This is a genomic window from Streptomyces sp. AC555_RSS877 (assembly GCF_019049245.1).
GTDB lineage: Bacteria > Actinomycetota > Actinomycetes > Streptomycetales > Streptomycetaceae > Streptomyces.
The window spans coordinates 129,813-155,263 of the sequence record NZ_JAGMUK010000024.1 but is presented as its reverse complement, the minus strand read 5'-3'; the positions used below and the strand labels follow the sequence as shown (position 1 = coordinate 155,263).

The window sequence follows — 25,451 nt, the reverse complement described above, 5'->3', positions numbered from 1 at the left end:
CAGTTCAGTGAGGGGGCGGCGTGTCCGCCTTGGCGGCAGCCGCGCCGCGCTTCGCCGCCTGGATCTGCTCGTACACATGGGTCCGCAACTCGGCGAAGCGCGGGGCGACCCGGGTGTGCAACTGGTCCCGCTCGTCCGGCAGGTCGACCTTCAGCTGCTCCTGCACCACGGTGGGGGAGGCGGACAGGACGACCACCCGCTGGCCCAGGTAGACGGCCTCGTCGATGTCGTGGGTGACGAACAGGATCGTGATGCCGCGCTGCCGCCACAGTCCCCGGACAAGGTCCTCCAGGTCGGCGCGGGTCTGCGCGTCGACCGCCGCGAACGGCTCGTCCATCAGCAGGACCCGGGGTTCGTACGCCAGGGCGCGGGCGATCGCGACCCGCTGCTGCATGCCGCCGGACAGCTGCCAGGGGTAGGCGTCGGCGGTGTCCGCGAGCCCGACCGACTCCAGCGCGTCCGCGACCAGCTCCCGGCGCCTCGCCTTGCTCAAGTCCTTCTGCTTCAAGGGAAGTTCGACGTTCTGGGCCACTCGCATCCACGGGAACAGGCTGCGTCCGTACTCCTGGAAGACGAGCGCCATCCCGGGCGGCGGGCCGTTCACCTTCCGTCCCTCCAGGAGGACTTCACCGCTCGTCGGCGTCAGCAGTCCGCCCATGCACTTCAGCAGCGTCGTCTTGCCGCAGCCCGACGGTCCGACGAGACAGACGAGCTCGCCGGCCTCGACGGTGAAGGTGAGGTCGCGCACCGCCTCCACACGGCGGCCGGACCCCTCGTAGACCTTCTGCAGGCCGGATACGGCGAGAAGCGAGTGCATGGACCGCCCTTTCACGAGGCTCATGAGGACCGCCGGGCCGAGACGCGCAGGCCGTGATACCAGGCCAGGACCCGCCGCTCAACCAGCTGGAAGACGACGGAGAGCAGGAAGCCGAGCAGGCCGAGGACGAGGATCCCGGTCCACATGCCGGGGATCGCGAAGCTGCGCTGGAACTGGACGACGGTGAATCCGAGGCCGTTGCTGGCAGCGAACATCTCGCTGATGACCATCAGGATGATGCCGATGGACAGCGCCTGGCGCAGACCGGCGAAGATCTGCGGGCTGGCCGAGCGCAGCACCAGGTTCGTCAGGCGCGAGGGCCCCTTGATGCCGTACGAGCGTGCCGTCTCGGCCATCACCGGGTCGACCGCGCGGACGCCCTCGACGGTGTTGAGGAGGATCGGCCACACGCAGCCGCTGGCGATCACTGTGACCTTCATCGTGTCGTCGATGCCCGCGAACAGCATGATGACCGGCACGAGGACCGGCGGCGGTACCGCCCGCAGGAACTCCAGGACCGGTTCGCACACCGCGCGGACGCGCCGGTAGGAGCCGATGACCGTGCCGAGCGCGACCCCCACGACGGCCGCGAGCGCGTAGCCGCCCGTCAGCCGCAGCACGCTGGGCAGGACGTCGTCCCGGAAACGATCGCCGGTCCACACCTCCGGGAAGGTCTGCATGATCGTGCGCAGGGGCGGCCAGAACACGTCCGTGCTGTTGTCGGACGCGAGCCACCAGAGGGCGACGAGCAGCGCGGGCAGGGCGAGCACGAAGAACAGCCGCAGCAGGACGCTCCTCACACCGCCACCTCCCCGCGCACGGACTGGTGCCAGGCCAGGGCCCGTCGCTCGACCGTCCGGGCGCCCACGTTGATGAACAGCCCCAGCAGACCGGTGACCACGATCAGCGCGTACATCTCCGGCACCGCCTGCGAGGTCTGCGCGACCGCGATCCGCGCGCCCAGCCCCGGTGCCCCGATGACGAGTTCGGCGGTGATGGTGAGGATCAGGGCGACGGCCGCCGCCAGCCGGAGCCCGGTCATCACGTACGGCAGCGCGGTCGGCCACAGCACGTGCCGGATCCGCGCCCAGGTGCCGAGACCGTACGACCGTGCCGTCTCCTCGGCGACCGGGTCGACGTCCTGGACGCCGTAGAGGGTCTGGATGAGGATCTGCCAGAAGGAGGCGTACACGACGAGCAGGAGCACCGAGCGCAGTTCGGTGCCGTACAGCAGCACCGCCAGGGGGATCAGCGCGACCGAGGGGATCGGGCGCAGGAACTCGATCGTCGAGGCGGTCGCCTCGCGCAGGTACGGGACCACGGAGATCACCACACCGACGACGATTCCCGCGCAGGCCGCGATCGCGAGGCCCAGCGCCCAGCCGGTGAGGGTGTCGCCGAGCGCCGACCAGAAGGCGCTGTCGGCGAGTTCGTCCGCGAAGGCGCCGGCGATGCGGCTCGTCGGCGGGAAGTAGGCCTCCTTGACGAGGCCGAGCCGCGGCACCGCCTCGCCGAGGGCGAGGAAGGCCGCGAGCCCGGCGGCGCCGAGGACCGCGTTCTCACCTTTCACGGCAGCAGCGCGTCCAGGTCGGGTGTCTTCTTGAAGAGTCCGTCCTGCTCACCGAGCTTTGCCAGGGCCTCGATGGAGGCGCGGTTCGCCTCGGCCGGCCACTTCGGCAGGGTGACCTGCGCCAGCACCGGCGCCGGAATCTTCGTGTACGTCGTGACGACCTCGCGGACCTCGTCCGGGTGGGTGTCGGCGTACGCGAGGGACTCGGCGGTGGCCTCCTTGAACTTCTTCACCACGTCCGGGTTCTTCTGGAGGTACTGCGCCGACGTGAAGTACATGGCGACGGTCAGGTCCGGCGCCACGTCGATCAGCGGCGAGTCGATCTCCACCCCGCCCTGGCTCTTGACGGTGGCGAGCGCCGGCTCGACCACGCTCGCGGCGTCGATCTGCCCCTTGTCGAGGGCCGCGGGCATCTGGTCGAAGGCCAGCTCGACGAAGTTCACCTTGTCGGGGTCGCCGCCCGCCTTGCGCACCGACTCGCGCACCGCGGACTCGTTGATGTTCTTGAGGGTGTTGATGGCGACCTTCTTGCCCTCCAGCTCCTTGGGCGACTTGATGGCGCTGCCCTTCTTCACCACGAGGCCGTTGAAGTCCTTGCCCTGCACGCCCGTCGAGGCGATGCCGTTGACGACGGCCTTGACGGGGACGCCGTTGGACTGGGCGATCATCAGCGAGGTGACGTTGGAGAACCCGAACTGGTACTGACCCGACGCCACGGCCGGCACGATCGCCGCACCGCCCTGAGCGGCCGTCAACTCCAGTTTCAGGCCGCGCTTTTCGTAGAAGCCCTTCTTCTGGCCGAGGTAGAGGGGCGCGACATCGACGATCGGGATGAGCCCGACCTTGACCGTGGTGGTGCCGCCGGGCGACGCGCTCGCGTCCGACGAACCACCGTCGGACGAGCCGCAGGCCGTCCCGGCGAGCAGGAAGGTGCCGGCGGTGAGACCGGCGAACAGGCGACGCATGGCTCCTCCTGTGCAGACAGCGGTGCAGCGGTGTTCCGACAGGTTGTGCGCAGACCGCACAGTAGTGCGCAGGCCTGCCCAGCGGGAAGGTGGAACTCGCAACGGTTCAGGGTCAATTGGGCCGGCTGATCACATTGTCGACAGTGCTGGAGGCCTCACGATGTCCGAGCCGGTTCGCGCAGCGCACTTCGTCAGGTCCTTCGAGCACGGGCTCGCCGTCATCCGCGCCTTCGACGCCGAGCATCCGGAGCGCACGCTCAGCGAGGTCGCCCGCACCTGCGACCTGACGCGCGCGGCCGCCCGTCGGCTGCTGCTGACCCTCGTCGACCTCGGCTACGTCCGCCAGGACGGCCGTACGTTCCGGCTCACCGCGCGCGTGCTGGAGCTCGGCTACTCCTACCTGTCGAGCTTCTCACTGCCCCAGATCGCCGAACCGCATCTGGAGCGACTGGTCGAACGCACCAGGGAGTCGTCGTCCCTGTGCGTGCTCGACGGCGACGACGTCGTGTACGTGGCCCGGGTGCCGGCCCGCCGCATCATGACCGCGGCCATCACCGTCGGCACCCGCTTCCCGGCCCACGCCACCTCCGTGGGCCGGGTGATCCTCGCCCATCTGCCGGACGAGGAGCTTCAGGCGCGGCTCGCCCGCGCCGACCTGCGTCCGCTGACCGCCCGCACCATCGTGTCGGCGCGAGCGCTGCGGGCCGAGCTCGACCGGGTACGCCGGCAGGGATACGCCCTCGTCGACCAGGAGCTGGAGGAGGGGCTGCGCTCGATCGCCGCCCCGGTGCGGGACCGGGGCGGCGAGGTGGTGGCGGCGGTGAACATCCCCGTGCACGTGAGCCGCAACTCCCTGGCGTCGGTGCGCCGGGACCTGCTGCCGCCCCTGCTGGCGGCGGTCGCCGGGATCGAGACCGACCTCGGGCTGTCTACAGGTCGAGGACGAGCCGCTTCCCCCGGCACCGGGACACACAGATGAGCATGGTCTCCCCGGACTCCCGCTCCTCGTCGGTGAGCACCGAGTCCCGGTGGTCCGGGGTGCCGTCCAGGACGTCGGTCTCGCAGGTGCCGCAGGTGCCCTCGGTGCAGGAGAACAGCACCTCGACGCCGGCGGCGCGCACGGTGTCGAGCACCGAGACGTCCTTCAGGACGGTGAGCCTACGGCCGCTCTGCGCCAGCTCGACCTCGAACTCGGTGTTGTCGCCGGTCTCCTGCTCCTTGGGCTGGAACCGCTCGACATGGAGCACCCCGGCCGGGCACCGGGCCTCCACCGCGTCGAGGAGCGCCCCGGGACCGCAGCAGTAGACGAGGGTGCCCTCCGGGACGTCGTCGAGCACCGAGGCCAGGTCCAGCAGGCCGGTCTCGTCCTGCGGGGCGATCGTGACGCGGTCCCCGTAGCGGGCCAACTCCTCGGCGAACGCCATGGACGCACGGCTCCGGCCGCCGTACAGCAGCGTCCACTCGGCGCCCGCCGCCTCCGCCGCGGCCAGCATCGGCAGGATCGGCGTGATGCCGATGCCGCCCGCGACGAAGCGGTAGCGGGGCGCGGGCCGCAGGGCGAAGTGGTTGCGCGGACCGCGCACGCGCACCTTGTCTCCCTGCCCCAACTGCCCGTGCACATGGGCGGATCCGCCGCGCCCGTCCGGCTCGCGCAGGACGGCGATCCGCCAGGCGTCCCGGTCGGCCGGGTCGCCGCACAGCGAGTACTGCCGCTCCAGGTCCGGCCCGAGCACGACGTCGACGTGGGCGCCGGGCTCCCAGACCGGGAGCGGTTCGCCCAGCGGGTGACGCAGGGTCAGGGCGAGCACTCCGTCGGCCGCCAACTCCCGCTGCGCGACCACGAGTTCGGCTTCGTACAGGGTCATGAGCTGGTTCCTTGCGGCTCGTGTCCTCGCGGCTCGTGTCCTTGTGGGTGGGCGAGCATCCACTCCCACATCTCGATCGGGTCCTGCGAGGTGTGCTCGCGGCCGCAGTGACAGGTGCCGTGCAGGATGTCGGTGCCGGGGAGCCAGTCGATGCGGTAGACCTCGCCGGTGGGGCTGGTCACTGGACCTTCTCCATCGGCTTCGCGCCCTCCTCGACCAGGCGGGCGAGGATACGGCGGGCCGCGAGGCCGCCGGTGTCGATGTTGATGCTCAGCTCCTGGTAGCCGGTGCGCTCGCTGCCGAGCGTCTCCTGGAGGAGGTTGAGCGCGTCGACGTCCTGCATGACGACCGTGTGGTTGTTGCCCCGCAGGAACTCCGTGACCTCGTCGTCCTGCGTGGCCCAGTCGCGCGAGACCATCCAGAAGTCGTACACCTTGCCGTCGGCGGACGGCGTGATGGCGTACGTGATCTCGGTGTGGAAGCCGTTCGGGTCGCTGCCGTCCGCCTCGGGCACCACACCGACCGGCGCGATCCGGCTGTGCAGCAGGTAGAGACAGGGCGCGTGGTACTCGATGTCCTGCCAGCGCGTGATCCGGCCCTTGATGCCGGTGGACTTGGCGTAGAACGGCGGGCACTCCGCGTCGTCCATGTGCCGGCTCACCCGTACGATCCCGGCGCCCTCGTCGACCTCGGTGGTGATCGGCGTCTCGGCGACCTCGGGGGTGCCGATGTAGCCGCCGTGCAGATACGTCTCGTGGGACAGGTCGAGGAGGTTGTCGACCAGCAGGCCGTAGTCGGCGTCGATCGGTTCCATGCCGCGTACGGTCACCCAGCCGGGGGAGTCGAGGTGGCGGGCCCGCGGGATGGCCTGCGGGTCGGCGAGCGCCGGGTCGCCGATCCACACCCACACCAGGGAGTCCTGCTCGACGACCGGGTAGGAGGTGACGCGGGCGGTGCGCGGGACGCGCTTCTGCCCCGGCACGTACACGCAGGCGCCCGTCTTGTCGTACGTGAAGCCGTGGTAGCCGCAGACGATGCGGTCGCCGTCGAGTCCGCTCTTGGAGAGCGGGTAGCGGCGGTGCACACACCGGTCGTGCAGCGCGACCGGCGTCCCCTCCTCCTCGGTGCGGTAGAAGACGAGCGGCTCACCGAGAATCGTCCGGCCGAGCAACTCCTCGCGCCCTACCTCGTGGCTGTAGGCGGCGACGTACCACTGGTTCCTGGCGAAGGCGGTGGTGTGAGGCATGGAAGCGGCTCCGTCTCTCTGGTGATGGCGACATCATCCGGAAGAGCGTCACGGCACGGCAATGCCTCTTCCGTCTCGCGGAAGTGCGCGTACTGCCTCCGGTCAGCAGCCCGGCATCGGCTGGGTGACGGGCCGGGCTTTGAGGAACCCACCCGGCGTGGGTAGGAGAGATCCCGCCCATTACCGTACGAAATCAGGAGAAACCGATGGAGATCCTCAAGAAGCAGCCCACCAGCAAGGCCCCGGCCGACTGGTTCACCGGCGACGTGTGGTGGGACGTCGTGTACGCCGGTCAGGAGCCGTCCCGCGCCCGCCTCAACCTCGTACGGTTCGCACCCTGCGCCCGTACCGACCGGCACTCCCACGCCCTGGGCCAGACTCTGCACATCGTCTCCGGCGTCGCCCTGATCGGCGGCCGCGACGGCACGGTCATCGAGGCCCGCCCGGACGACACCGTCCACACCCCGCCCGGCGAGGAGCACTGGCACGGCGCAGCCCCCGACGCCTTCATGGAGCACCTCGCCCTCTGGGAGGGCCGCGGCGACGGCAGCCCGGAGACGGAGTGGCTGGAGAAGGTCACCGACGAGCAGTACAACGGCCCGCGCACAAGCGCCCCTTGAGACGACATCGCCGAGGCGGACGCGGACCGGCCGGCCGGCCCTCCACGACATCGAGGGGCGCGCGCCGGCCGTGCGTGCGGCTCGGGCACCCTGACCGGATTCGCTACAAGTTCCGAAATTATTCGGGACGGCTCCGTGCATGTGGCCGAAATGCATCGCTCATAGCTTCGCTCCTGGGTCCGTCGGACCGAAAAAGCTACTTACCCCTGAAATCCCAGGAGCCCAAGGTGCCCAACCTCTCCAGACGCGGTGCCCTGAAGCTGACCGCCGGCATGGCCGTCCTCGGCACCCTCGGCCTGACCGGCTGTGGGCGCGAGGACGACACCGCCGCCGCGAAAACCTCCGCCGAGCCCATCGACGACTCCCCGGCCACCGGCACCATCAGCGTCTGGGCCGCCCAGGGCGACGCCGACGTGCTGGAGAAGGTCATCAAGCCGTTCAAGAGCGCGAACCCCGACGTCACCGTGACGTTCACGCTGATCCCGAACGCCGAGTACTACACCAAGCTCCAGGCGGCGATCGCGGCGGGCAAGGGCCCCGACGTGGCCCAGTTCTTCCCCGAGTCGCAGGCGCAGTTCCTCGACCCGTCGATCCTGCGGGCCGTTCCGGACGGACTCGTCGACCCGGCCGGCTTCTTCAAGAGCCTGTGGGACGCGGGTGTGGTCGACGACGTGGCCTACACGGTGCCCTGGTACGCCTACACGTACGCCCTCGTCTACCGCTCCGACCTGGCCCGGAAGGCGGGCGTCGAGGCGCCGGCCACGTGGGACGAGATGGTGCCGTTCTTCAAGGCGCTCCAGGGCGCCGGTGCCAGGCGCGGCCTCGGCGCCGACAACGGCTGGGACCTCTTCAACGGCCAGGACGTCGCGATGTACGCCTGGCAGGCCGGTGGCTCGCTGCTCTCCGCCGGCGGGAAATGGACACTCGACACACCCGCGATGGTCGACGCGCTCAGGTACAACGCGTCGTTCTTCACCTCGGGTGCCGCCGACACCGCCACGCCCACGTTCCTCGACGCGCAGCCGTACTTCGTCAGCGGGAAGACCGCCACGATGATCACCGGCCCGTGGGTGGTCGGGCAGCTCGACACCGCCGCGAAGAAGGACGGCTGGACCGCGTCCCACGTGGCCACCGCACCGCTGCCGGCCGGTTCGTCGGGCAGCGCCTCCTTCTCCGCGGGAGGCACCTGGGGCGTGCTCGCGGACAGCGGCAACGCGGAGGCGTCGTGGAAGCTCGTCCGGCACATCGCGAAGCCCAGCACCCAGGTCGCGCAGTACGAGGCGTACAGCTCGCTGCCGGCGGTCATCTCCGCCTGGGAGGACCCCGCCATCAAGAACCAGCCACTGCTCGACGCCTTCCTCGCACAGCTCAAGAACACCCGGACGTTCCCGCGCGTCACCACCTGGCAGCAGGTCGCGACCCGGATGGGCAAGGAGATGGAAGCCGTGGCCAAGGGAACGGCGACCGCCGAGAAGGCCGCCGCGAACATCCAGGCGTACGCCGTGAGCCTCGGCACGGGCGCGAAGTGAGCCGCGGATGACCACCACGCCTGTATTCGTCGGCTCCGGGCGCCGCAGCCGGAGCCGCGCCCGCCGTACGGCCGTCGCCTGGCTGTTCCTCACGCCGTTCGCCCTCGTGTTCCTGCTCTACACGGCCGTTCCCACCGTCGCCGCGCTCGCCTTCAGCCTCACCGACCTGCGCGGCACCGATCTGCGGCATCCGCTCGCGGTCGACTTCACCGGCCTGGACAACTTCGTCCGTCTGTTCCAGGACGCGAGTTTCCTGCGCGACATCCGCAACACCGCCCTGTTCGTGGCCGTCGGGGTGCCCCTGACCATGGCGATCGGCTTCGGGCTGGCCCTCGCGCTGAACTCCGGCATCCGGCGCCTGCGCGGCACGTTCCGCACCCTCTTCTTCGCGCCGGTCGTCACCAACGTCGTGGCGGTCGCCCTGATCTGGCAGTACGCCTTCCAGGCCGACGGCACCGTCAACAAGGTGCTCGGCACCATGGGCCTCGCCGGACCGAACTGGCTGGACGACCCGGACCTCGCCATGCCGGTGGTGATCCTGCTAGGCGTCTGGCGCAACTTCGGCACCGCGATGGTCCTGTTCCTCGCCGGCCTGCAGTCGATCGGGGACGACGTGTACGAGGCCGCCTCCCTCGACGGGGCCGGACGATGGCGGCAGTTGCGGCACATCACCCTGCCGCTGCTGCTGCCGACCACCCTGATGGTGTCGGTGCTGCTGACCGTGTTCTACCTCCAGGTGTTCGACGAGCCGTACCTGCTCACCAACGGCGGCCCGCTCGGCTCCACCGAATCCGTGGCGCTGTACACCTACCACCAGTTCGGGGCCGGCGAGTTCGGGATGTCCTCGGCCGCGTCCTTCGTCACGCTCGTCATGGTGGCTTTGGTGAGTCTGGTCCAGTTCCGGCTGCTGAGGTCCCGCACATGAGCGCCGTCGCCGCGTTGCGGAACGCCGAAACCGCCACCGACCGGGCCGCCGCTCGCCCCCGGTCCGTCGCCCGGCCGCTGCTGTACGGCGCGCTGGTACTGTGCGCGCTCCTCACGATGCTGCCGTTCGCCTGGGTGATCAGCGGCTCGCTGCGCAGTCTCGACGAGATCCGCTCCGACCCCGGTGCCTGGCTCCCGCACCACGTCACCTTCGACAACTTCGTGCGGCTGTTCGCCACCGAGGGCTTCGGCCGGTTCATGGTCAACAGCGTCGTGGTCGCGGTCATCGTGGTGGCCGGCAACATCGTCGCGGCGTCGGCCGCCGGTTACGCGCTCGCGAAACTCGACTTCGCCGGCAAGAGGCTCGCGTTCGGCGCGGTCATGGCGGCGATGATGGTGCCCTTCACCGCGGTCTTCGTCACGCAGTTCGTGATCACCGTCGACCTCGGCCTGGCGGACACCCTCACCGGTGTCGCCCTGCCCGGGGTGGCGATGCCCCTGTCGGTGTTCATCGTGCGGCAGTACGCGATGTCCATTCCCGACGAACTGCTGGAGGCGGCCCGGATCGACGGCGCGGGCGAGTTCCGGATCTTCTTCCGGATCTTCCTCCCGCTGGCGGGCCCCGCCGTCGCGACGATCACGATCATGTCGTTCCTCACCTCGTGGAACAACTTCATCTGGCCGCTCATCGTCGCGCAGAGCATGTCCACCTACACGCTGCCGGTGGGCCTCGCCGCCACCAGCCAGGCCGCCGCCCACGTCACGGACTACGGCCTGATGCTCGCCGGCGCGATCGTCGTGATGCTGCCGGTACTGCTGCTCTTCCTGTTCCTGCAGCGCTACTTCGTGCAGGGCATCTCCGGAACGGGAATGCGGTGAGCGTCATGTCGGGGATGAACCAGAGCGCCGTCCGGCGCGTCAACACCTCCGTCGTCCTGCGCGCGCTGGCGGTGTCGGCCGGGCCGACGACGCTGACCGCGCTCGCCGAGCGGGCCGGCCTGTCCCGCCGCACCATCGAGCTGATCCTGGACTCGCTGGTCGAGGCCGGCTGGGTGGCGGAGCTGGACCGGGTGCCGGTCAGCGGCTCCGCCGGGCGCCCCGCCCGACGCTACGAACTGCGCGCCGAACACGCCCTGTTGGCGGCCGTGACCATCACCACGTCGGACGCGGCCGCGGTCGTCGCCGACGTCCGCGGCCGCATTCTCGGTCGGGCCCACGGGCCGCTGCGCGCCTACCAGGACCCGCAGGTCACCCTCGACGACGCGGCCGCCCTGGTCCGGGCGGCGCTCGACGACGCGGGCGGGTCGGCGGACCGGCTGCGCGCCGGCGCGGTCGCGGGCGGCGGCGCGATCGACGACGACGGAGTCGTACGGCGCCTGGTGCACACGACGCACTGGGAAGGCGTGCACCTGCCCGAAGAACTGGGCCGGCGCATCCCGGTGCCCTGGTTCGCGGACAACGACACCAACCTCGGTGCCCTCGCGGAGCGTTGGCGGGGCGTGGCCGGCGACCACGACAACGTCGTATGGGCGATCCTCGGCAACCGCACCGGCCTCGGCATCCTCATCCGGGGAGCCGTGCACCGCGGTCTCGACGGCGCCGCGGGCGAGATCGTCGAGGCCCGCTCCATACCGGCCGGCTCGGTCGAGCACCACCCGGTGGCCTGGCTGACGTCACCGGACCCGGCCCAACGCGGCGTCGCCCTCGCCCGGTACGACGCCGCACGCGCGGGCGAGGCGGGCGCACTCGCCGAGGTCGACGAGTTCGTGGAGAACATCGCGTCGATCCTCACCATCCTGTCGTGGACGGTCGCCCCCTCGCTCATCGTGCTCGGCGGGGGCCTGGAGGACGCGGCCGACGTCCTGCTGCCCCGGGTGCGTGCCGCGATGCGTGACGCCCGCACCCCGGCGATCGAGCTGCGCGCCACCGGCCTGGGCCGCGACGCCGCCCTCGTCGGCGCCGTCAAGCTGGCCCTGGACCGCATGGACACCGAGCTGTTCGGCCCGCTCGTCCCGCGCACGTGAAGCGCACTCCCGCACGCTGCTCCGACACCCGTGGCCCGACACCTGGAGTCTCACCTTGACCGACACCCCCCGCACCGACGTCCTCATCGTGGGCAGCGGCATCATGGGATCCGTCGTGGCCCGGCAGCTGCGCGACACCGATCCGGCGCTGGACATCACCATGGTGGACGGGGGCAGCGCGATCGGCGAGAGTCCCGGCCTGCACCTGCACGACCTCGACGACCCGCTCCTGTGGGCCCGCTACAACGAACAGGTCGCCACCGGCGTCCAGGGCATGTACACGGGCGCCGAGGTGGTGCGCGAGGTCCCCGCCGGCCTCACCGGCCTGACGCCCGGCATGGTCCACGCCCTGGCCTTCGGCGAGGACGCCGAGGAGATGCCCGCGACGGCGCTCGCCTGGAACGCGGGCGGCATGGGCGTCCACTGGACCGCCGCGACACCCTGGCCCGCCGGGCACGAGGTGTTCGACTTCGGCGACCCGGCCCGCTGGGCGGCGGACCTGGACACCGCGCACCGGATCCTCGCCGTCACGCCCGCCGCGATCGGCCCGACCGAGGTCGGCCGGACGGTGCTGGACGTCCTGAGCCGACGCTTCGACGGCACGGGACCGGACGGCCGGCGGCCACAGCCGATGCCGATGGCCGTCACCCCGACGACCTCGGGCCCCATGCCCCGCACGGCACCGGGAACGATCTTCCCCGCGCTCGCAGTCGGCGGTGACCCGGCCTTCACCCTGGCCACCGGCACGCTCGCGACGACCCTGCTCGTCGAAAACCACCGCGTCACCGGCGCCCGGCTGCGCCGCGTCGCCGACGGCGCCACGTCCGTGCTCCTCGCGGACACCGTGGTGGTGTGCGCCGACGCGCTGCGCACCCCGCAACTGCTGTTCGCCTCGGGCATACGGCCCCACGCGCTCGGCCGTCACCTCAACGAGCACGCGTTCATCACCGCCCGGGTCCTGCTCGACCTCGACCGGTTCGGCATCGGCCTCGACGACCTGCCCCTGCAGCGCCCCGGCGAGTTCAGCACGGACTCGCTCTGGCTGCCGCAGAACGGGGCGGCGCAGCCCTTCCACGGACAGATCATGAACCGCACGTACCTGGACGAGGACGGCCGGCCCCTTGCCCACTCCGTGGGCCTCTCGCTGTACGCCCCCGTCGCCTCGCGCCCCGAGAACCGGCTCGTGTTCTCCGAGACGCAGACCGACCTCGCCGGGATGCCCCGGATCACAGTCGAGTTCGGCTACTGCGACGCGGACCGTGCGCTGATCGCCCGGGCACTGGACGAAGTCCGGTCCACAGCCGAGGAGTTCGGCCCCTTCGACCCCGCGACCGAAAGCGCGCTGCTGCCGCCCGGCTCCTCGCTGCACCAGACCGGCACGGTCCGGGCCGGCGCCGCCGACGACGGCACCAGCGTGTGCGACCCGGACGGCAGGGTGTGGGGCTACGACAACCTGTACCTCGCCGGCAACGGCGTGATCCCCACCGCGATGGCCGCCAACGTCACCCTGACCGGAGCGGTGACCGCCGTCCGGGCCGCCCGTGCCGTAGCCCGGCGGCACACCGCGCTCGCCACCCACTGACAGGAAGCACGATCATGATCGACATCGCCAGGCAGTACCAGGTGGCTCTGCCGGCCTGGATCGACGACGAACTGGCCGACGTGCCCGCCGCCGTCCCCGACCGCGAGGACCGCATGCGCCTCGTGCACCGCCTCGCCGACCGCAACTGGCGCGCGGGCGACGGCGGCCCGTTCGCGGCCCTGGTCGCCGAACGGGACAGCGGCCGGATCGTCTCGGTCGGCGTGAACGTCGTCCTCGCCTCCGGCGTCTCCAGCGCCCACGCCGAGGTCGTCGCCCTCGGCCTGGCCCAGACGGCGACCGGCGGCTGGGACCTCGGCGGCGACGGCCTGCCGGCGCACGAACTCGTCGTCAACTGGCGCCCGTGCGTCCAGTGTTACGGCGCCACCATGTGGTCAGGGGTGCGCGCCCTCGTGGTCGCCGGTGAAGGCCCGGAACTGGAGGAGATCACCACCTTCGACGAGGGCCCGCTCGGCGCGGACTGGGCCGAGCAGTTCCAGGCCCGCGGCATCGAGGTCGTCAAGGACGTGCTCCGCGACGAGGCGCTCACCGTGTTCCGCGACTACCGAAAGGCCGTCGACAGCGCCGACGGCATCGTCGTCTACAACGCCCGTGGCGGTGCCGAATGACGCCTCGCTTCGCGACCGACGTCATCACCTTCCACCACCCGGCCTTCTGGGGTCTGGCCTCCGCGGACGCCGTGCGGGACTGGGCCCGGCAGCATCCGCAGCGGTTCTGGGAACGCGTCATGGACGCACTGGCCGACGCCGAAGTCACCGGCATCGAGCTGACCTTCGCGCCCGGCGACATCGACTCCGCCCTGCGGGCCTTCGGCAGCGCACCGGCGTTCCGCCGCGAGCTCGCGGACCGGGGCCTGTCCGTCGTGAGCGCCTTCATCGCCGGGAGCGACTGCCCCGACTGGCGGCACGGCGACAACCTGGCCGCGATCGTCGCCGACGCCGAACGCCGCGCGGCCTTCCTCGCCGAGGCCGGGGCGGAACTCCTCGTCGCCGGACTGCCCATGCGGACGACGTACGGGACCCGGCCGCCCTTCTTCGTCGACGCCGCGTACATGACCCGCATGGCCGGCATCGCGCACGCGGTCGGCGAGGCGGTGTCCCGGCACGGCGTGAAACTGGCCTTCCACACGGAGTCCCACAGCACCCTCTGGTACGAGCGGGACATCGACCTGTTCATGGCCCTCACCGACCCACGCTACGTGTGGCTGTGCCCCGACTCCTGCCACATCGCCCTCGGGGGAGGCGACCCGGTCGCCGTCGCGCGCCGCCACACCCCGCGCATCGCCCTGGCGCACTGGAAGGACGCGGTCGGACCGATCGACGTGCAACTCACCATCGACGACACGGTCTTCGCCCGGCAGCAGCCCTACATGGCCCAACTGGGCACGGGCATCGTGGACTGGAAGGGCTGGGCCGACGCGATGTCCCGCACCCCCGGTGCCGGCACCGTACTCATCGAACTGGACGAGGCGGCCGACCCCGTGGCCGCGCTCCGGGCGGGACGGGCCGTGGCACAGCGGTGGACCTCAGCGCCGTAGCTCCGCGTGGGCCGTCTCCGGCAGTCGCAGGTACACCAGGGACGAGCGCGGCCCTCCCCGCGCTCCGGCACGGCACATCCTCCGTACTCACGACTTTCACATCAGCGCCACCAGACCCTTCCCTGACGTTTGGTGCTCTTGGAACACTCCTTTCGCGCACCTTCCGTCACGTTCCGGCCATCCGTACTCAGGATGAGAGGCCCCCACCCATGCCCGACGTCAACCGGCGCCGCTTCCTTCAGCTCACCGGCGCCACCACGGCGTTCACCGCGCTGTCCCAGAGCATCCAGCGAGCCGCCGCGCTTCCGGCCCACCACCGCACCGGGACGATCGAGGACGTCGAGCACATCGTCGTCCTGATGCAGGAGAACCGTTCCTTCGACCACTACTTCGGCTCGCTCAGAGGCGTACGCGGCTTCGGCGACCCCCGCCCGGTCACGCTCGACAACGGCAGGTCGATATGGCACCAGTCGGACGGCACCAAGGAGGTGCTGCCGTTCCGCCCGGACGCCGACGACCTCGGCATGCAGTTCCTGGAAGGCCTCCCGCACGGCTGGCCCGACGGGCAGGCCGCCTACAACGGGGGCAAGTACGACAAGTGGGTGCCCGCGAAGGGCACCACGACCATGGCGTACCTGACCCGGGAGGACATCCCCTTCCACTACGCCCTCGCCGACACCTTCACCGTCTGCGACGCGTACCACTGCTCGTTCATCGGCTCGACCGACCCCAACCGCTACTACATGTGGTCGGGCTACACGGGCAACGACGGCCGGGGCGGCGGCCCGGTCCTCGGCAACGACGAGCTCGGCTACGGCTGGACGACCTACCCGGAGCGGCTGGAGAAGGCCGGGATCTCCTGGAAGATCTACCAGGACACCGGCGACGGCCTCGACGCGAAGGGCAGCTGGGGCTGGATCGAGGACGCCTACCGCGGCAACTACGGCGACAACTCGCTGCTCTACTTCAACACCTACCGGGGCGCCGAGCCCGGCGACCCGCTGTACGACAAGGCCCGCACCGGCACCGACGTCAAGAACGGCGACGGCTACTTCGACCGGCTGAAGGCGGACGTCAAGGCCGGCCGGCTGCCGCAGATCTCCTGGATCGCCGCCCCCGAGGCCTTCTCCGAGCACTCCAACTGGCCCTCGAACTACGGCGCCTGGTACATCGCGCAGGTTCTCGACGCGCTCACCTCCAACCCGGCGGTGTGGGCGAAGACGGCCCTGTTCATCACCTACGACGAGAACGACGGCTTCTTCGACCATGTGGTGCCGCCGCTGCCGCCGGCGTCCGCCGCGCAGGGCAGGTCCACGGTCGACGTCTCCCCGGACCTCTACCCGGGCGACAGCAAGCGCCCGGCCGGCCCCTACGGCCTCGGGCCGCGCGTGCCGATGCTGGTCGTCTCGCCGTGGAGCAAGGGCGGATACGTCTGCTCCGAGACCCTCGACCACACCTCGATCCTCCGGTTCATGGAGCGTCGCTTCGGCGTCGGCGAGCCGAACATCTCGCCCTGGCGGCGCGCGGTCTGCGGCGACCTGACGTCCGCGTTCGACTTCTCCCGCAAGGACACCAGGCCGGCCGCGCTGCCGGACACCGACGGCTACGAGCCGCCGGACCGCGAGCGTCACCCCGACTACCGCCCCACGCCGCCGGCCGACCCCGGCATGCCTGTGCAGGAGCGCGGCCTGCGCCCGGCCCGCCCGCTGAAGTACGCCCCGTCCGTGCACGGTTCGGCGGACGCGGTGGCGGGCACGTACACGCTCACCTTCGCCTCGGGGGCGAAGGCGGGGGCCGCCTTCCACGTCACGTCCGGCAACCGCGCCGACGGTCCGTGGACGTACACCACCGAGGCCGGCAAGAGCATCGCCGACACCTGGAACTCGGCGTACTCGAACGGCTCGTACGACCTGACCGTGCACGGCCCGAACGGCTTCCTGCGCGTCTTCAAGGGACCGAACGGCAGCGCCGGCCTCGAGGTCACCGCACGCCACAGCGGCGACGACGTCGAACTGGCCTTCGCCAACAAGGGCTCCAGCACCGTGCGGCTGAAGGTAACCAGTGCATACGGCGGCCGGGCCAGGACCTTCACCGTGCGCGCCGGCGCCACCGTGAAGCACACCGTCGACCTCGCGGCGAGCAGGCGCTGGTACGACCTGACCGTCACGTCCGAGGCCGAGCCGGCGTTCCTGCGCAGGTTCGCCGGCCACGTGGAGAACGGGCGGCCGGGGGTGAGCGACCCGGCTGTCATGACTGGGTAAAGCCTTCCGGTGGGTGCGGATCCGGGCTGGTCGGGGCCGGGGACCCTCGGGATAGTGTGCGTCGGTGACCACGCAATCGAACACACCTGCAGGCTGGTACCCGGATCCGCACGGAGCGGCCCAGACGCTCCGCTACTGGGACGGCGCGCAGTGGACGGACCACACGAACCAGCAGGCCCAGGCCGCACCGCAGGTGCCGCCGCAGCCGGCCGGCCCGGACCCGCGCGTCCAGCGTCAGGTGCAGCAGCAGGCCGGGGTCGGGGCGGGCGGCCCCGGCGGCGGCAGCCTGTTCAGCGAGCCGGTCCTGGTGGTCAACCAGAAGGCCAAGCTGATCGAGCTGACCAACGAGTACAAGGTCATGGACCAGAACGGCAACCAGCTCGGCTCGGTCGTCCAGGTCGGGCAGAGCACGCTGAAGAAGGCCCTGCGGCTCGTCGCCAGCGTCGATCAGTTCCTGACGCACAGGCTGGAGATCCGGGACGCGCACGACCGGCCCGTACTGCTGCTGACGCGCCCGGCGAAGTTCCTCAAGTCACGGGTGCTCGTGACGCGTCCGGACGGTCAGCCGGTGGGCGAGATCGTCCAGCAGAACATGATCGGCAAGATCAACTTCGCGATGAACGTGAACGGCCAACAGGTCGGCGCGATCAAGGCGGAGAACTGGCGCGCGTGGAACTTCGCCATCGTCGACCACACCGACAAGGAGGTCGCCCGGATCACCAAGACCTGGGAAGGCCTCGCCAAGACGATGTTCACGACCGCGGACAACTACGTCCTGCAGATCCACTACCAGCTGCCCGAGCCGCTGCTGAGCCTGGTCGTGGCGACGGCACTGACCGTCGACACGGCGCTCAAGCAGGACTCGCGCGGACTCGGCTGAGCCCGCCCGCGACGGCGCTCACAGGGGTGTGAGGTGTCCCGGCCCGGACTGCCGGGGCACCAGCGCCGCTGCGGCCGGCCGGGGCGACAACGCCGGCTCGGCCGTCGCCGATTCCGGCCTCAGGGCCAGGACCGCGGCCACGGGGTGTTCCTCGTGGTCGTGTCCGTCCGCATCCCCAAAGGCCCCGGCGCGCGGCACCCGTGAGAGCAGCACCACGCCCCACGCGGCGATCCCCGCCCCCGTCAGGGCGAGCAGGATGCCCGCCGCGCCGCCCTGCAGCCGCTCGCCGAGCAGTGCGAGGCCGATCGCGGCGGCGGCCACCGGGTTCGCCAGCGTCACCACGGCGAGCGGAGCACCGAGACCGTCCCGGTAGGCGGTCTGGGACAGCAGCAGTCCGCCGGTCGCGAAGGCCGCGACCAGCAGCGCCACCCCGACCACCTCCACGCTGAGCAGGGACTGGGTGCGGTCCGTCGCGGCCACCGTCACGGTCTGGGTGAGCGCCGAGGCGACTCCGGAGGCGAAGCCCGACGCGGACGCGTGCCGCAGGCCCGGCCGGGCCCCCCGCCGCGCCAGAGCGCCGATCAAAGTGGCCGTCACCGCCGCGACCGCCATCGCCTCGGGGACGCTCAGCACGTCCTCGGGCGCCGGCCCGGACGCCGTGACCAGGATCGCGGACAGGCCGAGCAGCGTCAGCGCGGTGCCCCGCCATTCCGCGGCACTGACCCGCCGCCCCGCGACCCGCGCCCCCATGGGCACCGCCGCGACCAGGGTGAGCGCACCGAGCGGCTGGACCACGGTCAGCGGCCCGTACTTCAGGGCGACCACATGCAGCAGCGCGGCCGACGCGTTGAGCAGGACCGACCCCCACCAGGCACCCGAGCGCAGCAGCCGCAGTGTGCCCGAGCCCGGGCTGCGGGAGGCCAGCCTTTCCTGGGCGACGGCCGCGGCCGCGTAGGCGACGGAGGAGAAGAGGGACAGGACGACGGCGAGAACGGTGGCGTTCATCGGCCCGCCCCCACGAGAACCGGCTCCTCCGCGGGTACGGGCCGGCCCTGACCGCGTCCGGCGGTGGTGACCGTACGGTGCGGCAGGTGGATCACCGCGAGCGCGAGGCCGAGCAGCGCCCCCGCCATGATCGCGTCCAGCCAGTAGTGGTTGGCCGTGCCGACGATCACCAGCAGCGTCAGCAGGGGGTGCAGCAGCCACAGCCACCGCAGACGGGAGCGGGTGGCGACGATCAGGCCGACCGCCAGCACCAGCGCCCAGCCGAAGTGCAGCGACGGCATCGCCGCGAACTGGTTCGAGAGGTGGTCGGTCTGCGGCGGGCCGTACACGGAGGGTCCGTAGATCCGCGCGGTGTCCACCAGGCCGGTGGCGGCGAGCATGCGCGGCGGGGCCAGCGGGAACATCAGGTGCACCACCAGTGCGGCGCCGGTCAGCGCGGCCAGGACGCGGCGGGCCCAGACGTAGTGCGCGGGGCGGCGCAGGTAGAGCCAGACCAGGAAGGCGGCGGTGGCCGGGAAGTGGACGGTGGCGTAGTAGGTGTTCGCCAGGTGCGCGAACGTGTCGCCGTGCAGCAGCAGGGACTGCACCGAGCCTTCGCCCGGCAGCCGGAGGGTTCGCTCCAGGTCCCACACGCGGTGCGCGTTGTCGAAGGCCTCGCCGGTGTGGCCCGTCGCCAGCTGGCGGCCGAACTTGTAGACGAGGAAGAACCCTGCGACGAGCAGGAGCTCACGGACGAGCGGCGGTCGCGCTGTCGCGCTCGGCGCCGCTGGTGAAGGCTCGGTGCGGGCATTCATCCCCCGGCCCTTTCGCTGACGTGGTGCGTGTGTGCTGGTGCTGTTCCGGACGGGCTGGTGACTCGTCCGGCCGCGGAAACTCATCGATACTGTCGCGTATCGATACTCGAGTGTACCGATACGGATCCGTATCGGTACACTCGAGTATCGATAGACGTACGACACACTGGAACGTGAGCCCCCGGCCACGGGCACGAGCGAGGAGAGAGTTGATGACGTCGCAGGCCGCAGACGGACCGGAAGCGGTCGCCGCCTCGCGCCGCTCCAAGATCACGCCAGAGCGTGAGCGGGAGTTCTTCGACGCCGTACTCGAGCAGATCCGCGCATGCGGCTACGACTCCGTCACCATGGACGGCGTCGCGACCAGCACGCGCTGCAGCAAATCCACCCTGTACCGGCAGTGGAAGACCAAGCCCCAGTTCGTGGCGGCGGCCCTGCGCGGCAGCCGTCGGGTGCGGTTCGCGGGCATCGACACCGGCTCGCTCGCCGAGGACCTGCGCCAGGCCGCACGGGCGGCGGGCGCCTGGTCGACGAGCGACACCCAACTGGTCCAGGCACTCGGCCACGCCGTCACGCAGGACGAGGAACTCGCGCTGGCGCTGCGCGAGGCACTGGTGGAACCCGAGATCGCGGCCCTGCAGGAGATCCTGCGGCGCGGCATCGAACGCGGCGAGATCGCCGCCGGCCATCCGGCGGTGGAGTACATCCCGGCCCAGATGTTCGGCGTCCTGCGCGCGCGGCCCGTCCTGGAGGGCAAGTACGCCGACCCGGACTACCTCGTCCGGTTCGTGGAGGCCGCCGTGCTCCCGGCACTCGGCCTGACCTGAGACGCAGGCCGCCGTCCACGGGGTGACCGGGACGGCGGCCTGCCCGCGCCGCACCGTGGGGACGGGGGCGGCGCGCACCCCCGGCCGGGCGGGACTCCTCTTGAGCGGAGCGGAGTCCCGCCCGGTCGGCCCGTTCTTCCGGGGATCCGCCGGACGTCAGACGTCCTGGCCGCTGCCGCCGCCCCTCGACACCTTGATGCCCTTGGTGATCTCGTCGAGCACGGCCTGCGTCTCCTCCACGTCGACGCCGAAGCGGACGACGACCATCTGCTGGGAGTTCGCGGGGGAGGGGAAGGCCAGCGACTGGACGTACCCGTCGGAGCCCTTGCTGGTGACCGCCTTCCAGCGGACCAGGTAGCCCTTCTGCCCGGCCACGGTCACCGCCTTGGAGGCCAGCACGTCGTGCGAGGTGATCGCGCCATAGGTCGAGCCGCCGTAGGAGTCCTCGGCGTTGGCCGCGATGTCCGCCTTCGCGATCTCCTCGGCCGTGCTGCCCTTGGTGCCGAGCGCGAGGGCGGGAGCCGAGTACGCGCCGCCCTTCGTGCAGGACTTCGAGGTGTCGCCGGGGCAGTCGTAGGAGTCGTTCGACGTGACCGACGCCCCCACCGCCATCTGCCGGCCGTACCAGTCCTTCGGTATCGGCAGGCTGATCCCGTCGATCGCGTCGGTCACCGAACCGCTCTCGATCCTCGGCGCCTCGGACTGGTCGGGCGAGGGCGACTGGCCACCGGACCCCCCGGAGCCACCGGACCCACCGTCGCCCCCGGGTCCGCCGTTGCCGCCGAAGGGGCCGCCCGTGGGGCCGTCCTGGCCACCGGAGCCGCCCTGTCCGTCCGGCCCCCGCGAGTTCGCGGTGTTGCCGCTGCCGCCCTCGTCGCCGGAGAGCGCGTACACGCCCACGCCTATGCACGCCAGGACCACGACGGCCGCCGCGACGGCTATGCCCGTGTGCAGACCGCGCCGCGAGCCGGCCGGCGGCTTCGCCGGATACCCCGGATGCCCCGGGAACGGACCGGCATCCGCCACCTCCGGAGGGCCCCACGCGGCGGCCGACCCCGCGGGCCGGGTCTGGTCCGTCCATGCCTTGCCGTCCCACCAGCGCTCGGTGGCGGGACCGTCACTTGTCTGCCCGGGGTCGGGGTACCACCCGGAGGGAGTCGCCTGCGTCATGTCCCCACCGTATGAGGCCTCGGTGAAAGAGGCATGAGAAGGTCCGACTCTGAATTCACCTTATTCCGGGACGAGTCGTGTGCACTCGCCGGTGACGTCGACCACCGGACCCGCGCAGGGCGCTCGGCGGGTGCCGGTCACGGGCGGCGCCCGTCGCCCTCGCGCCGCCGGCGTCACCCGTCACGACAACAGGTGCCCTGACCGGCCTCCACTTCGGCATCGGGACGGTTACGCTCAAGTCTGTACGTCGTACGGGCGACTTGGGGAGGTAGCGCGATGACGGAGGTACGGCCCCTGGCGGCCGCCCCGGCCTCGCTGTGGGAGCGTGACGAGGAAGTCGCCGCCGTCGTACGGGCCATCGACGCCCTGGGCGCGGACAGCTCCTCCTCGGGCAGCCTGCTGATGATCAGCGGCGAAGCCGGCTTCGGCAAGACCGCCCTGCTCGCCGAGACCCGCCGCATCGCCGAAGGACGCGGCTGCACGGTGTGGTCGGCGCGCGGCGGCGAAACCCTCAGGTCCGTCCCCTTCAACGTCGTACGACAGCTGCTGCAACCCGCCCTCATGTCGCTGATGCCGGAAGAGGCCCGCGAATACCTCGGCGACTGGTACGACATCGCGGGCCCGGCCCTCGGCCTCACGGACCCCGGCGGGCGCCAGGCCGACCCGCAGGGCGTCACCGACGGCCTGGTCGCCGCGGTGCGCCGGCTGGCCCGGCGCGACTGGCCGCTGGTCCTGCTGATCGACGACGCCCACTGGGCCGACCAGGAGACCCTGTGCTGGCTCGCCGCGTTCGCCGAACGCCTGGACGACCTGTCCGTCCTGGTCGTGGTGGCCCGCCGCCCCGGCGAGATGTCCGGCGAGAGTGCCCGGCTCCTCGACGCGGTCGCCGCCACGGGCCTCCCCGCCACCACCCTGAGCGCCCTGACCCCACAGGCCACCGCCGGACTCACCCGTGCCACCCTGGGCGGGCACGCCGACGCCGCGTTCTGCCGTGAAGTCTGGGCCGTCACCGCAGGCAACCCGTACGAGGCCGTCGAACTCCTCGCCAAGGTCCAGGACAGCGAACTGGAGCCGACCGAGAGCGCGGCCGGAGAACTGCGGGCCCTGAACCGCGCGGCCCGCGGCGGAGGCCTCGTCGCCCGCCTGGAAGAACTCGGCATCGACGCCACCCGGTTCGCCTGGGCGGCCGCCATCCTCGGCACCGGCATCTCCGTCGACCTGGTGGCCAAGCTCGCCACCCTCGGCCGTGACGACGCCGTGCGCTGCGCCGAACTGCTGCGCAGCGCCCGCATCCTCACCGCACCCGACCCGGCGAACGGACCGACCGACGAGGGCGACCTGGAGTTCGTCCACCCGCTGATCGCCACCGCCGTCTACAACTCCATCCCGCCCGCCCTGTGCACCGCCATGCACGGCATCGCCGCCCAGGTCGTCACCGACTCCGGGCGCGGTGCCGCGGCCGCCGCCCGCCATCTCCTGCAGGTCCACCCGGACGACGACGAGGAACTCGTCGAGCAGCTGCGTGAGGCCGCCCGCGAGCACCTCGCCGTCGGCGCCCCCGACGCCGCCCGCCGCTGCCTGGAACGCGCCCTGCTGGAACCCCCACAGCCCGAGGTGCACGCGCATGTGCTCTTCGAACTCGGCTGCGCCACCCTCCTGACCGCGCCCGCGAAGACCATCGACCACCTCCAGACCGCGCTCGCCATGCCGGGCCTCGAAGGCGACGCGCGCGTCGACGCCGTCTTCCGCCTCTCCCAGGCACTCCTGCACAACGACCAGCTGGAGGAGGCCGTCCGCACCGTCGAGGCGGAGGCCGCCCGGCACGCGCCCGGACCCGCCCGGATGCGGCTGCAGGCCGTGCAGTACATGTGGGAGGGCATCTACGCGGGCGAGGCCGCCTCACCGGGCCGCTCCGAGCGCCTCGCCGAACTCGCCCGCACCTGCACCGGCCGGGACAACGCCGAACGCGCCCTGCTCATGCTGCGCGGCTTCGACGCCATGACCCACGGCGAGAGCGCCGAGGAGGTCGTCGACCTGTGCGACCGCGCCCTCGTCAACGGCCGGCTCCCACCCGGCCTCGGCTGGACCGACACCGAGTGGGGCGTCGAACTGCTCTTGATGCTGACCAACGCGTACGCCTACACCGACCGGCTCGACCGGGCCGACGCCCTCTACTCCGAGGCGCTGCGCGCCTACGAGTCCGCCGGCTGGAGCGGCGGCCACCTCGCCCTGGCCCACGCCTACGTCGGACTCGGCCACCGCCGCCGCGGCCGCCTCCGGGAGGCCGAGACGTCCCTGCGCGAGGCGCTGCGCCTGGCCGAACGCGTCGGCCGGGGACTGCCCCTGTACTGGACCGCGACCTGCAACCTCGTCGACACCCTGCTCGCCCGCGGCCACGTCGAGGAGGCCTGGGCGATCGCCGAGCAGTGCGGCTTCGCCCCGCCCTACCCCTCCACCATCGTGCTGCCCGACCCCCGCTCCGTGCGCGGCCGCCTCCTGCTCGCCGTCGGCCGCACCAAGGACGGCATCAACGAACTGGAGGCCGCGGAAAAGGCGGCGGCCGTCCGCGGCCACCACAACCCGGTGCTCGTCCCCTGGGCCTTCGACCTCGCCCGGGCCCTCGCCACCGAGGACCCGGACCGGGCCGGCCGGCTCGCCACCGACGTCCGCCGGCACGCCGAACGCCTCGGCACCGACACGGCCATAGGCGAGGCCCTGCGCTGCGCCGCCGCCCTGGAGACCGGCCAGCGCGCGGTCCGGCTGGCCGCGCAGGCGGTCGCGTACCTGGAGGCCTCGCCCTGCCAGTACGAACACGCGGCGGCCCGCGTCGAGTACGGCATCCTCGCCCGCTCGGTCGCCGAACTGAACCGGGGCCTGGCGCTGGCGAAGTCCTGTGGCGCGGACGGGCTGGTGGCACAGGCGAGGGCGGTGCTGGAGACGGGCCGCGGGCTGCGGTAGGTCAGGCGTCCAGCAGCCGGTCGGTGACGGCCGACAGACGCTTGTGCACGTCCTCGTCGTACGCCGCCGGATGCGCCCGCGCCGCCCGCGTCCCGTCGAAGTAGCCGCCGCTGCCCAGGTCCCGGGTGGCCAGGGCCAGGACGCCCGGAGCGCCGTCGGCCACCGTGTTCCAGGGGCTGATGCCGCCCTCGCGGACCATCGCCGTGTCCATGTAGGTCGCCGGGTGCAGCACGTTCACCGAGACACCGGTGCCGTGCAGCTCCTCGGCCAGGGCGAAGGTGTGCGCGGCGAGCGCGAACTTGCTGCGGCAGTACGCCGAGAGGCCGCTGTAGCCCTGGGTGAGCCCGGGATCGTCGACGTCGAGGGGTTCCTGGCCGGCCGAGCCGACGTTGACGATCCGCGCGGGCGGGTTCGCCCGCAACACCGGCAGCAGCGCGCGGGTCAGCGCGAGAGGCGCCAAGTAGTTGACGGCCAGCCTGAGTTCATGCCCGTCGGCGCTCACCTCCCGTCCCGAGCCGGGCGAACCGCCGCCCACGCCCGCGTTGTTGACCAGGACGTCGAGTTCGGGATGCGCCTCGGCGACCCGCCCGCCCAGCTCGCGCACCTGCGCCAGGGAGGCCAGATCGGCGACGAACCCTTCGGCCGTGCCCTCGCCGCGCAGCTCCTCGACCAGCTGCCGCGTCCGGGCGGCGTCACGGCCGTGGGCCAGGACCAGGTGTCCGGAGCGGACCAGCTCGAAGGCGACGTGGCGGCCGAGACCGGAGGTGGCGCCGGTGATCAGAATCGTGGACATGCCTCCACGGTAGGCGCGCGGCGGGGCATCGGCGTGGTGCTGCCGAAGCTACGACCGGCAGGGTCA

24 protein-coding genes are annotated in these 25,451 nt (G+C 71.7%); 13 read left to right on the top strand and 11 right to left on the bottom strand.

The window, feature by feature from the left end:
• Nucleotides 1-4 precede the first annotated feature (4 nt).
• Genes KUM49_RS11220 through KUM49_RS11205 form a run of 4 tightly spaced genes read right to left on the bottom strand, consistent with a single transcriptional unit; the run spans nucleotide 5 to nucleotide 3,352 of the window.
• A complete protein-coding gene (locus KUM49_RS11220) occupies nucleotides 5-817 on the bottom strand; it encodes an ABC transporter ATP-binding protein (protein ID WP_217236602.1) in 813 nt (270 codons plus the stop codon).
• A gap of 20 nt (nucleotides 818-837) precedes the next feature.
• Complete coding sequence (locus KUM49_RS11215) at nucleotides 838-1,617, bottom strand: ABC transporter permease (RefSeq protein ID WP_217236601.1); 780 nt, start codon at nucleotides 1,615-1,617, stop codon at nucleotides 838-840.
• Nucleotides 1,614-2,387 (bottom strand): ABC transporter permease, encoded by a 774-nt coding sequence (locus tag KUM49_RS11210; protein ID WP_217236600.1) that lies wholly within the window; start codon nucleotides 2,385-2,387, stop codon nucleotides 1,614-1,616. Before KUM49_RS11210 ends, KUM49_RS11215 begins: the two co-directional genes overlap by 4 nt.
• Nucleotides 2,384-3,352: an ABC transporter substrate-binding protein gene (locus tag KUM49_RS11205; protein ID WP_217236599.1), complete on the bottom strand. Its 969-nt coding sequence runs from the start codon at nucleotides 3,350-3,352 to the stop codon at nucleotides 2,384-2,386. The genes KUM49_RS11210 and KUM49_RS11205 overlap by 4 nt, the downstream gene beginning before the upstream one ends.
• Nucleotides 3,353-3,512: 160 nt before the next feature.
• On the opposite strand from KUM49_RS11205, the gene KUM49_RS11200 reads away from it, so the two are divergent.
• Nucleotides 3,513-4,331: an IclR family transcriptional regulator C-terminal domain-containing protein gene (locus KUM49_RS11200; protein ID WP_217236598.1), complete on the top strand. Its 819-nt coding sequence runs from the start codon at nucleotides 3,513-3,515 to the stop codon at nucleotides 4,329-4,331.
• Here KUM49_RS11200 and KUM49_RS11195 read toward each other — a convergent pair.
• Genes KUM49_RS11195 through KUM49_RS11185 form a run of 3 tightly spaced genes read right to left on the bottom strand, consistent with a single transcriptional unit; the run spans nucleotide 4,282 to nucleotide 6,463 of the window.
• Nucleotides 4,282-5,217 carry a PDR/VanB family oxidoreductase gene (locus KUM49_RS11195; protein ID WP_217236597.1) on the bottom strand — a complete coding sequence of 312 codons (936 nt, stop codon included), beginning with the start codon at nucleotides 5,215-5,217 and terminating at the stop codon, nucleotides 4,282-4,284. The two genes, KUM49_RS11200 and KUM49_RS11195, sit on opposite strands and share 50 nt — an antisense overlap.
• Nucleotides 5,214-5,399 carry a hypothetical protein gene (locus tag KUM49_RS11190; protein ID WP_217236596.1) on the bottom strand — a complete coding sequence of 62 codons (186 nt, stop codon included), beginning with the start codon at nucleotides 5,397-5,399 and terminating at the stop codon, nucleotides 5,214-5,216. Before KUM49_RS11190 ends, KUM49_RS11195 begins: the two co-directional genes overlap by 4 nt.
• Nucleotides 5,396-6,463: an aromatic ring-hydroxylating dioxygenase subunit alpha gene (locus KUM49_RS11185; RefSeq protein ID WP_217236595.1), complete on the bottom strand. Its 1,068-nt coding sequence runs from the start codon at nucleotides 6,461-6,463 to the stop codon at nucleotides 5,396-5,398. The genes KUM49_RS11190 and KUM49_RS11185 overlap by 4 nt, the downstream gene beginning before the upstream one ends.
• A gap of 206 nt (nucleotides 6,464-6,669) precedes the next feature.
• Between KUM49_RS11185 and KUM49_RS11180 the strand changes: the two genes are divergently transcribed.
• From KUM49_RS11180 to KUM49_RS11135, 10 genes are all read left to right on the top strand, one after another.
• On the top strand, nucleotides 6,670-7,083 hold the full coding sequence (locus tag KUM49_RS11180) for a cupin domain-containing protein (RefSeq protein WP_217236594.1): 414 nt from the start codon (nucleotides 6,670-6,672) through the stop codon (nucleotides 7,081-7,083).
• Between the two features lie 227 nt (nucleotides 7,084-7,310).
• Complete coding sequence (locus KUM49_RS11175; protein WP_217236593.1) at nucleotides 7,311-8,612, top strand: extracellular solute-binding protein; 1,302 nt, start codon at nucleotides 7,311-7,313, stop codon at nucleotides 8,610-8,612.
• A 7-nt stretch (nucleotides 8,613-8,619) separates the two neighbouring features.
• Complete coding sequence (locus KUM49_RS11170; protein WP_217236592.1) at nucleotides 8,620-9,537, top strand: carbohydrate ABC transporter permease; 918 nt, start codon at nucleotides 8,620-8,622, stop codon at nucleotides 9,535-9,537.
• Complete coding sequence (locus KUM49_RS11165) at nucleotides 9,534-10,415, top strand: carbohydrate ABC transporter permease (RefSeq protein ID WP_217236591.1); 882 nt, start codon at nucleotides 9,534-9,536, stop codon at nucleotides 10,413-10,415. Before KUM49_RS11170 ends, KUM49_RS11165 begins: the two co-directional genes overlap by 4 nt.
• A 14-nt stretch (nucleotides 10,416-10,429) precedes the next feature.
• A complete protein-coding gene (locus KUM49_RS11160; RefSeq protein ID WP_217236590.1) occupies nucleotides 10,430-11,560 on the top strand; it encodes an ROK family transcriptional regulator in 1,131 nt (376 codons plus the stop codon).
• Nucleotides 11,561-11,615: 55 nt separating this feature from the next.
• Complete coding sequence (locus KUM49_RS11155; RefSeq protein WP_217236589.1) at nucleotides 11,616-13,142, top strand: GMC oxidoreductase; 1,527 nt, start codon at nucleotides 11,616-11,618, stop codon at nucleotides 13,140-13,142.
• Nucleotides 13,143-13,156: 14 nt separating this feature from the next.
• Nucleotides 13,157-13,768, top strand: coding sequence for a nucleoside deaminase (locus KUM49_RS11150; RefSeq protein ID WP_217236588.1), 612 nt, complete (start codon nucleotides 13,157-13,159; stop codon nucleotides 13,766-13,768).
• Nucleotides 13,765-14,697: a sugar phosphate isomerase/epimerase gene (locus tag KUM49_RS11145; RefSeq protein WP_217236587.1), complete on the top strand. Its 933-nt coding sequence runs from the start codon at nucleotides 13,765-13,767 to the stop codon at nucleotides 14,695-14,697. Before KUM49_RS11150 ends, KUM49_RS11145 begins: the two co-directional genes overlap by 4 nt.
• Nucleotides 14,698-14,906: 209 nt before the next feature.
• Nucleotides 14,907-16,958: a phosphocholine-specific phospholipase C gene (locus tag KUM49_RS11140; protein WP_217236586.1), complete on the top strand. Its 2,052-nt coding sequence runs from the start codon at nucleotides 14,907-14,909 to the stop codon at nucleotides 16,956-16,958.
• Nucleotides 16,959-17,022: 64 nt separating this feature from the next.
• On the top strand, nucleotides 17,023-17,838 hold the full coding sequence (locus KUM49_RS11135; RefSeq protein WP_217236585.1) for a phospholipid scramblase-related protein: 816 nt from the start codon (nucleotides 17,023-17,025) through the stop codon (nucleotides 17,836-17,838).
• An 18-nt stretch (nucleotides 17,839-17,856) separates the two neighbouring features.
• Here the strand turns inward: KUM49_RS11135 and KUM49_RS11130 are convergent, their stop codons facing one another.
• Both KUM49_RS11130 and KUM49_RS11125 read right to left on the bottom strand, forming a co-directional pair.
• Nucleotides 17,857-18,843 carry a DMT family transporter gene (locus KUM49_RS11130; RefSeq protein WP_217236584.1) on the bottom strand — a complete coding sequence of 329 codons (987 nt, stop codon included), beginning with the start codon at nucleotides 18,841-18,843 and terminating at the stop codon, nucleotides 17,857-17,859.
• Entirely contained in the window at nucleotides 18,840-19,637 is a 798-nt protein-coding gene (locus KUM49_RS11125) for a phosphatase PAP2 family protein (protein WP_217236583.1), read from the bottom strand. Before KUM49_RS11125 ends, KUM49_RS11130 begins: the two co-directional genes overlap by 4 nt.
• Before the next feature lie 212 nt (nucleotides 19,638-19,849).
• Here KUM49_RS11125 and KUM49_RS11120 point away from each other — a divergent pair, with 212 nt between their 5' ends.
• Nucleotides 19,850-20,464, top strand: a complete 615-nt coding sequence (locus tag KUM49_RS11120) for a TetR-like C-terminal domain-containing protein (protein ID WP_217236582.1) — start codon at nucleotides 19,850-19,852, stop codon at nucleotides 20,462-20,464.
• Between the two features lie 156 nt (nucleotides 20,465-20,620).
• Here KUM49_RS11120 and KUM49_RS11115 read toward each other — a convergent pair whose 3' ends face one another.
• Entirely contained in the window at nucleotides 20,621-21,634 is a 1,014-nt protein-coding gene (locus KUM49_RS11115) for a DUF2510 domain-containing protein (RefSeq protein WP_217236581.1), read from the bottom strand.
• A gap of 276 nt (nucleotides 21,635-21,910) precedes the next feature.
• Between KUM49_RS11115 and KUM49_RS11110 the strand changes: the two genes are divergently transcribed.
• On the top strand, nucleotides 21,911-24,592 hold the full coding sequence (locus KUM49_RS11110; protein ID WP_217236580.1) for an AAA family ATPase: 2,682 nt from the start codon (nucleotides 21,911-21,913) through the stop codon (nucleotides 24,590-24,592).
• A gap of 1 nt (nucleotide 24,593) precedes the next feature.
• Here KUM49_RS11110 and KUM49_RS11105 read toward each other — a convergent pair whose 3' ends face one another.
• Nucleotides 24,594-25,385, bottom strand: a complete 792-nt coding sequence (locus KUM49_RS11105) for an SDR family NAD(P)-dependent oxidoreductase (RefSeq protein ID WP_217236579.1) — start codon at nucleotides 25,383-25,385, stop codon at nucleotides 24,594-24,596.
• Nucleotides 25,386-25,451: the final 66 nt, after the last annotated feature.

What these genes read in the sequence shown, in the direction of transcription:
- KUM49_RS11220 (WP_217236602.1), bottom strand. Translation starts at nt 817, where the DNA reads ATGCACTCGCTTCTCGCCGTATCCGGCCTGCAGAAGGTCTACGAGGGG.
- KUM49_RS11205 (WP_217236599.1), bottom strand. Translation starts at nt 3,352, where the DNA reads ATGCGTCGCCTGTTCGCCGGTCTCACCGCCGGCACCTTCCTGCTCGCC.
- KUM49_RS11200 (WP_217236598.1), top strand. Translation starts at nt 3,513, where the DNA reads ATGTCCGAGCCGGTTCGCGCAGCGCACTTCGTCAGGTCCTTCGAGCAC.
- KUM49_RS11195 (WP_217236597.1), bottom strand. Translation starts at nt 5,217, where the DNA reads ATGACCCTGTACGAAGCCGAACTCGTGGTCGCGCAGCGGGAGTTGGCG.
- KUM49_RS11185 (WP_217236595.1), bottom strand. Translation starts at nt 6,463, where the DNA reads ATGCCTCACACCACCGCCTTCGCCAGGAACCAGTGGTACGTCGCCGCC.
- KUM49_RS11180 (WP_217236594.1), top strand. Translation starts at nt 6,670, where the DNA reads ATGGAGATCCTCAAGAAGCAGCCCACCAGCAAGGCCCCGGCCGACTGG.
- KUM49_RS11170 (WP_217236592.1), top strand. Translation starts at nt 8,620, where the DNA reads ATGACCACCACGCCTGTATTCGTCGGCTCCGGGCGCCGCAGCCGGAGC.
- KUM49_RS11165 (WP_217236591.1), top strand. Translation starts at nt 9,534, where the DNA reads ATGAGCGCCGTCGCCGCGTTGCGGAACGCCGAAACCGCCACCGACCGG.
- KUM49_RS11160 (WP_217236590.1), top strand. Translation starts at nt 10,430, where the DNA reads ATGAACCAGAGCGCCGTCCGGCGCGTCAACACCTCCGTCGTCCTGCGC.
- KUM49_RS11150 (WP_217236588.1), top strand. Translation starts at nt 13,157, where the DNA reads ATGATCGACATCGCCAGGCAGTACCAGGTGGCTCTGCCGGCCTGGATC.
- KUM49_RS11145 (WP_217236587.1), top strand. Translation starts at nt 13,765, where the DNA reads ATGACGCCTCGCTTCGCGACCGACGTCATCACCTTCCACCACCCGGCC.
- KUM49_RS11140 (WP_217236586.1), top strand. Translation starts at nt 14,907, where the DNA reads ATGCCCGACGTCAACCGGCGCCGCTTCCTTCAGCTCACCGGCGCCACC.
- KUM49_RS11130 (WP_217236584.1), bottom strand. Translation starts at nt 18,843, where the DNA reads ATGAACGCCACCGTTCTCGCCGTCGTCCTGTCCCTCTTCTCCTCCGTC.
- KUM49_RS11125 (WP_217236583.1), bottom strand. Translation starts at nt 19,637, where the DNA reads ATGAATGCCCGCACCGAGCCTTCACCAGCGGCGCCGAGCGCGACAGCG.
- KUM49_RS11120 (WP_217236582.1), top strand. Translation starts at nt 19,850, where the DNA reads ATGACGTCGCAGGCCGCAGACGGACCGGAAGCGGTCGCCGCCTCGCGC.
- KUM49_RS11115 (WP_217236581.1), bottom strand. Translation starts at nt 21,634, where the DNA reads ATGACGCAGGCGACTCCCTCCGGGTGGTACCCCGACCCCGGGCAGACA.
- KUM49_RS11110 (WP_217236580.1), top strand. Translation starts at nt 21,911, where the DNA reads ATGACGGAGGTACGGCCCCTGGCGGCCGCCCCGGCCTCGCTGTGGGAG.
- KUM49_RS11105 (WP_217236579.1), bottom strand. Translation starts at nt 25,385, where the DNA reads ATGTCCACGATTCTGATCACCGGCGCCACCTCCGGTCTCGGCCGCCAC.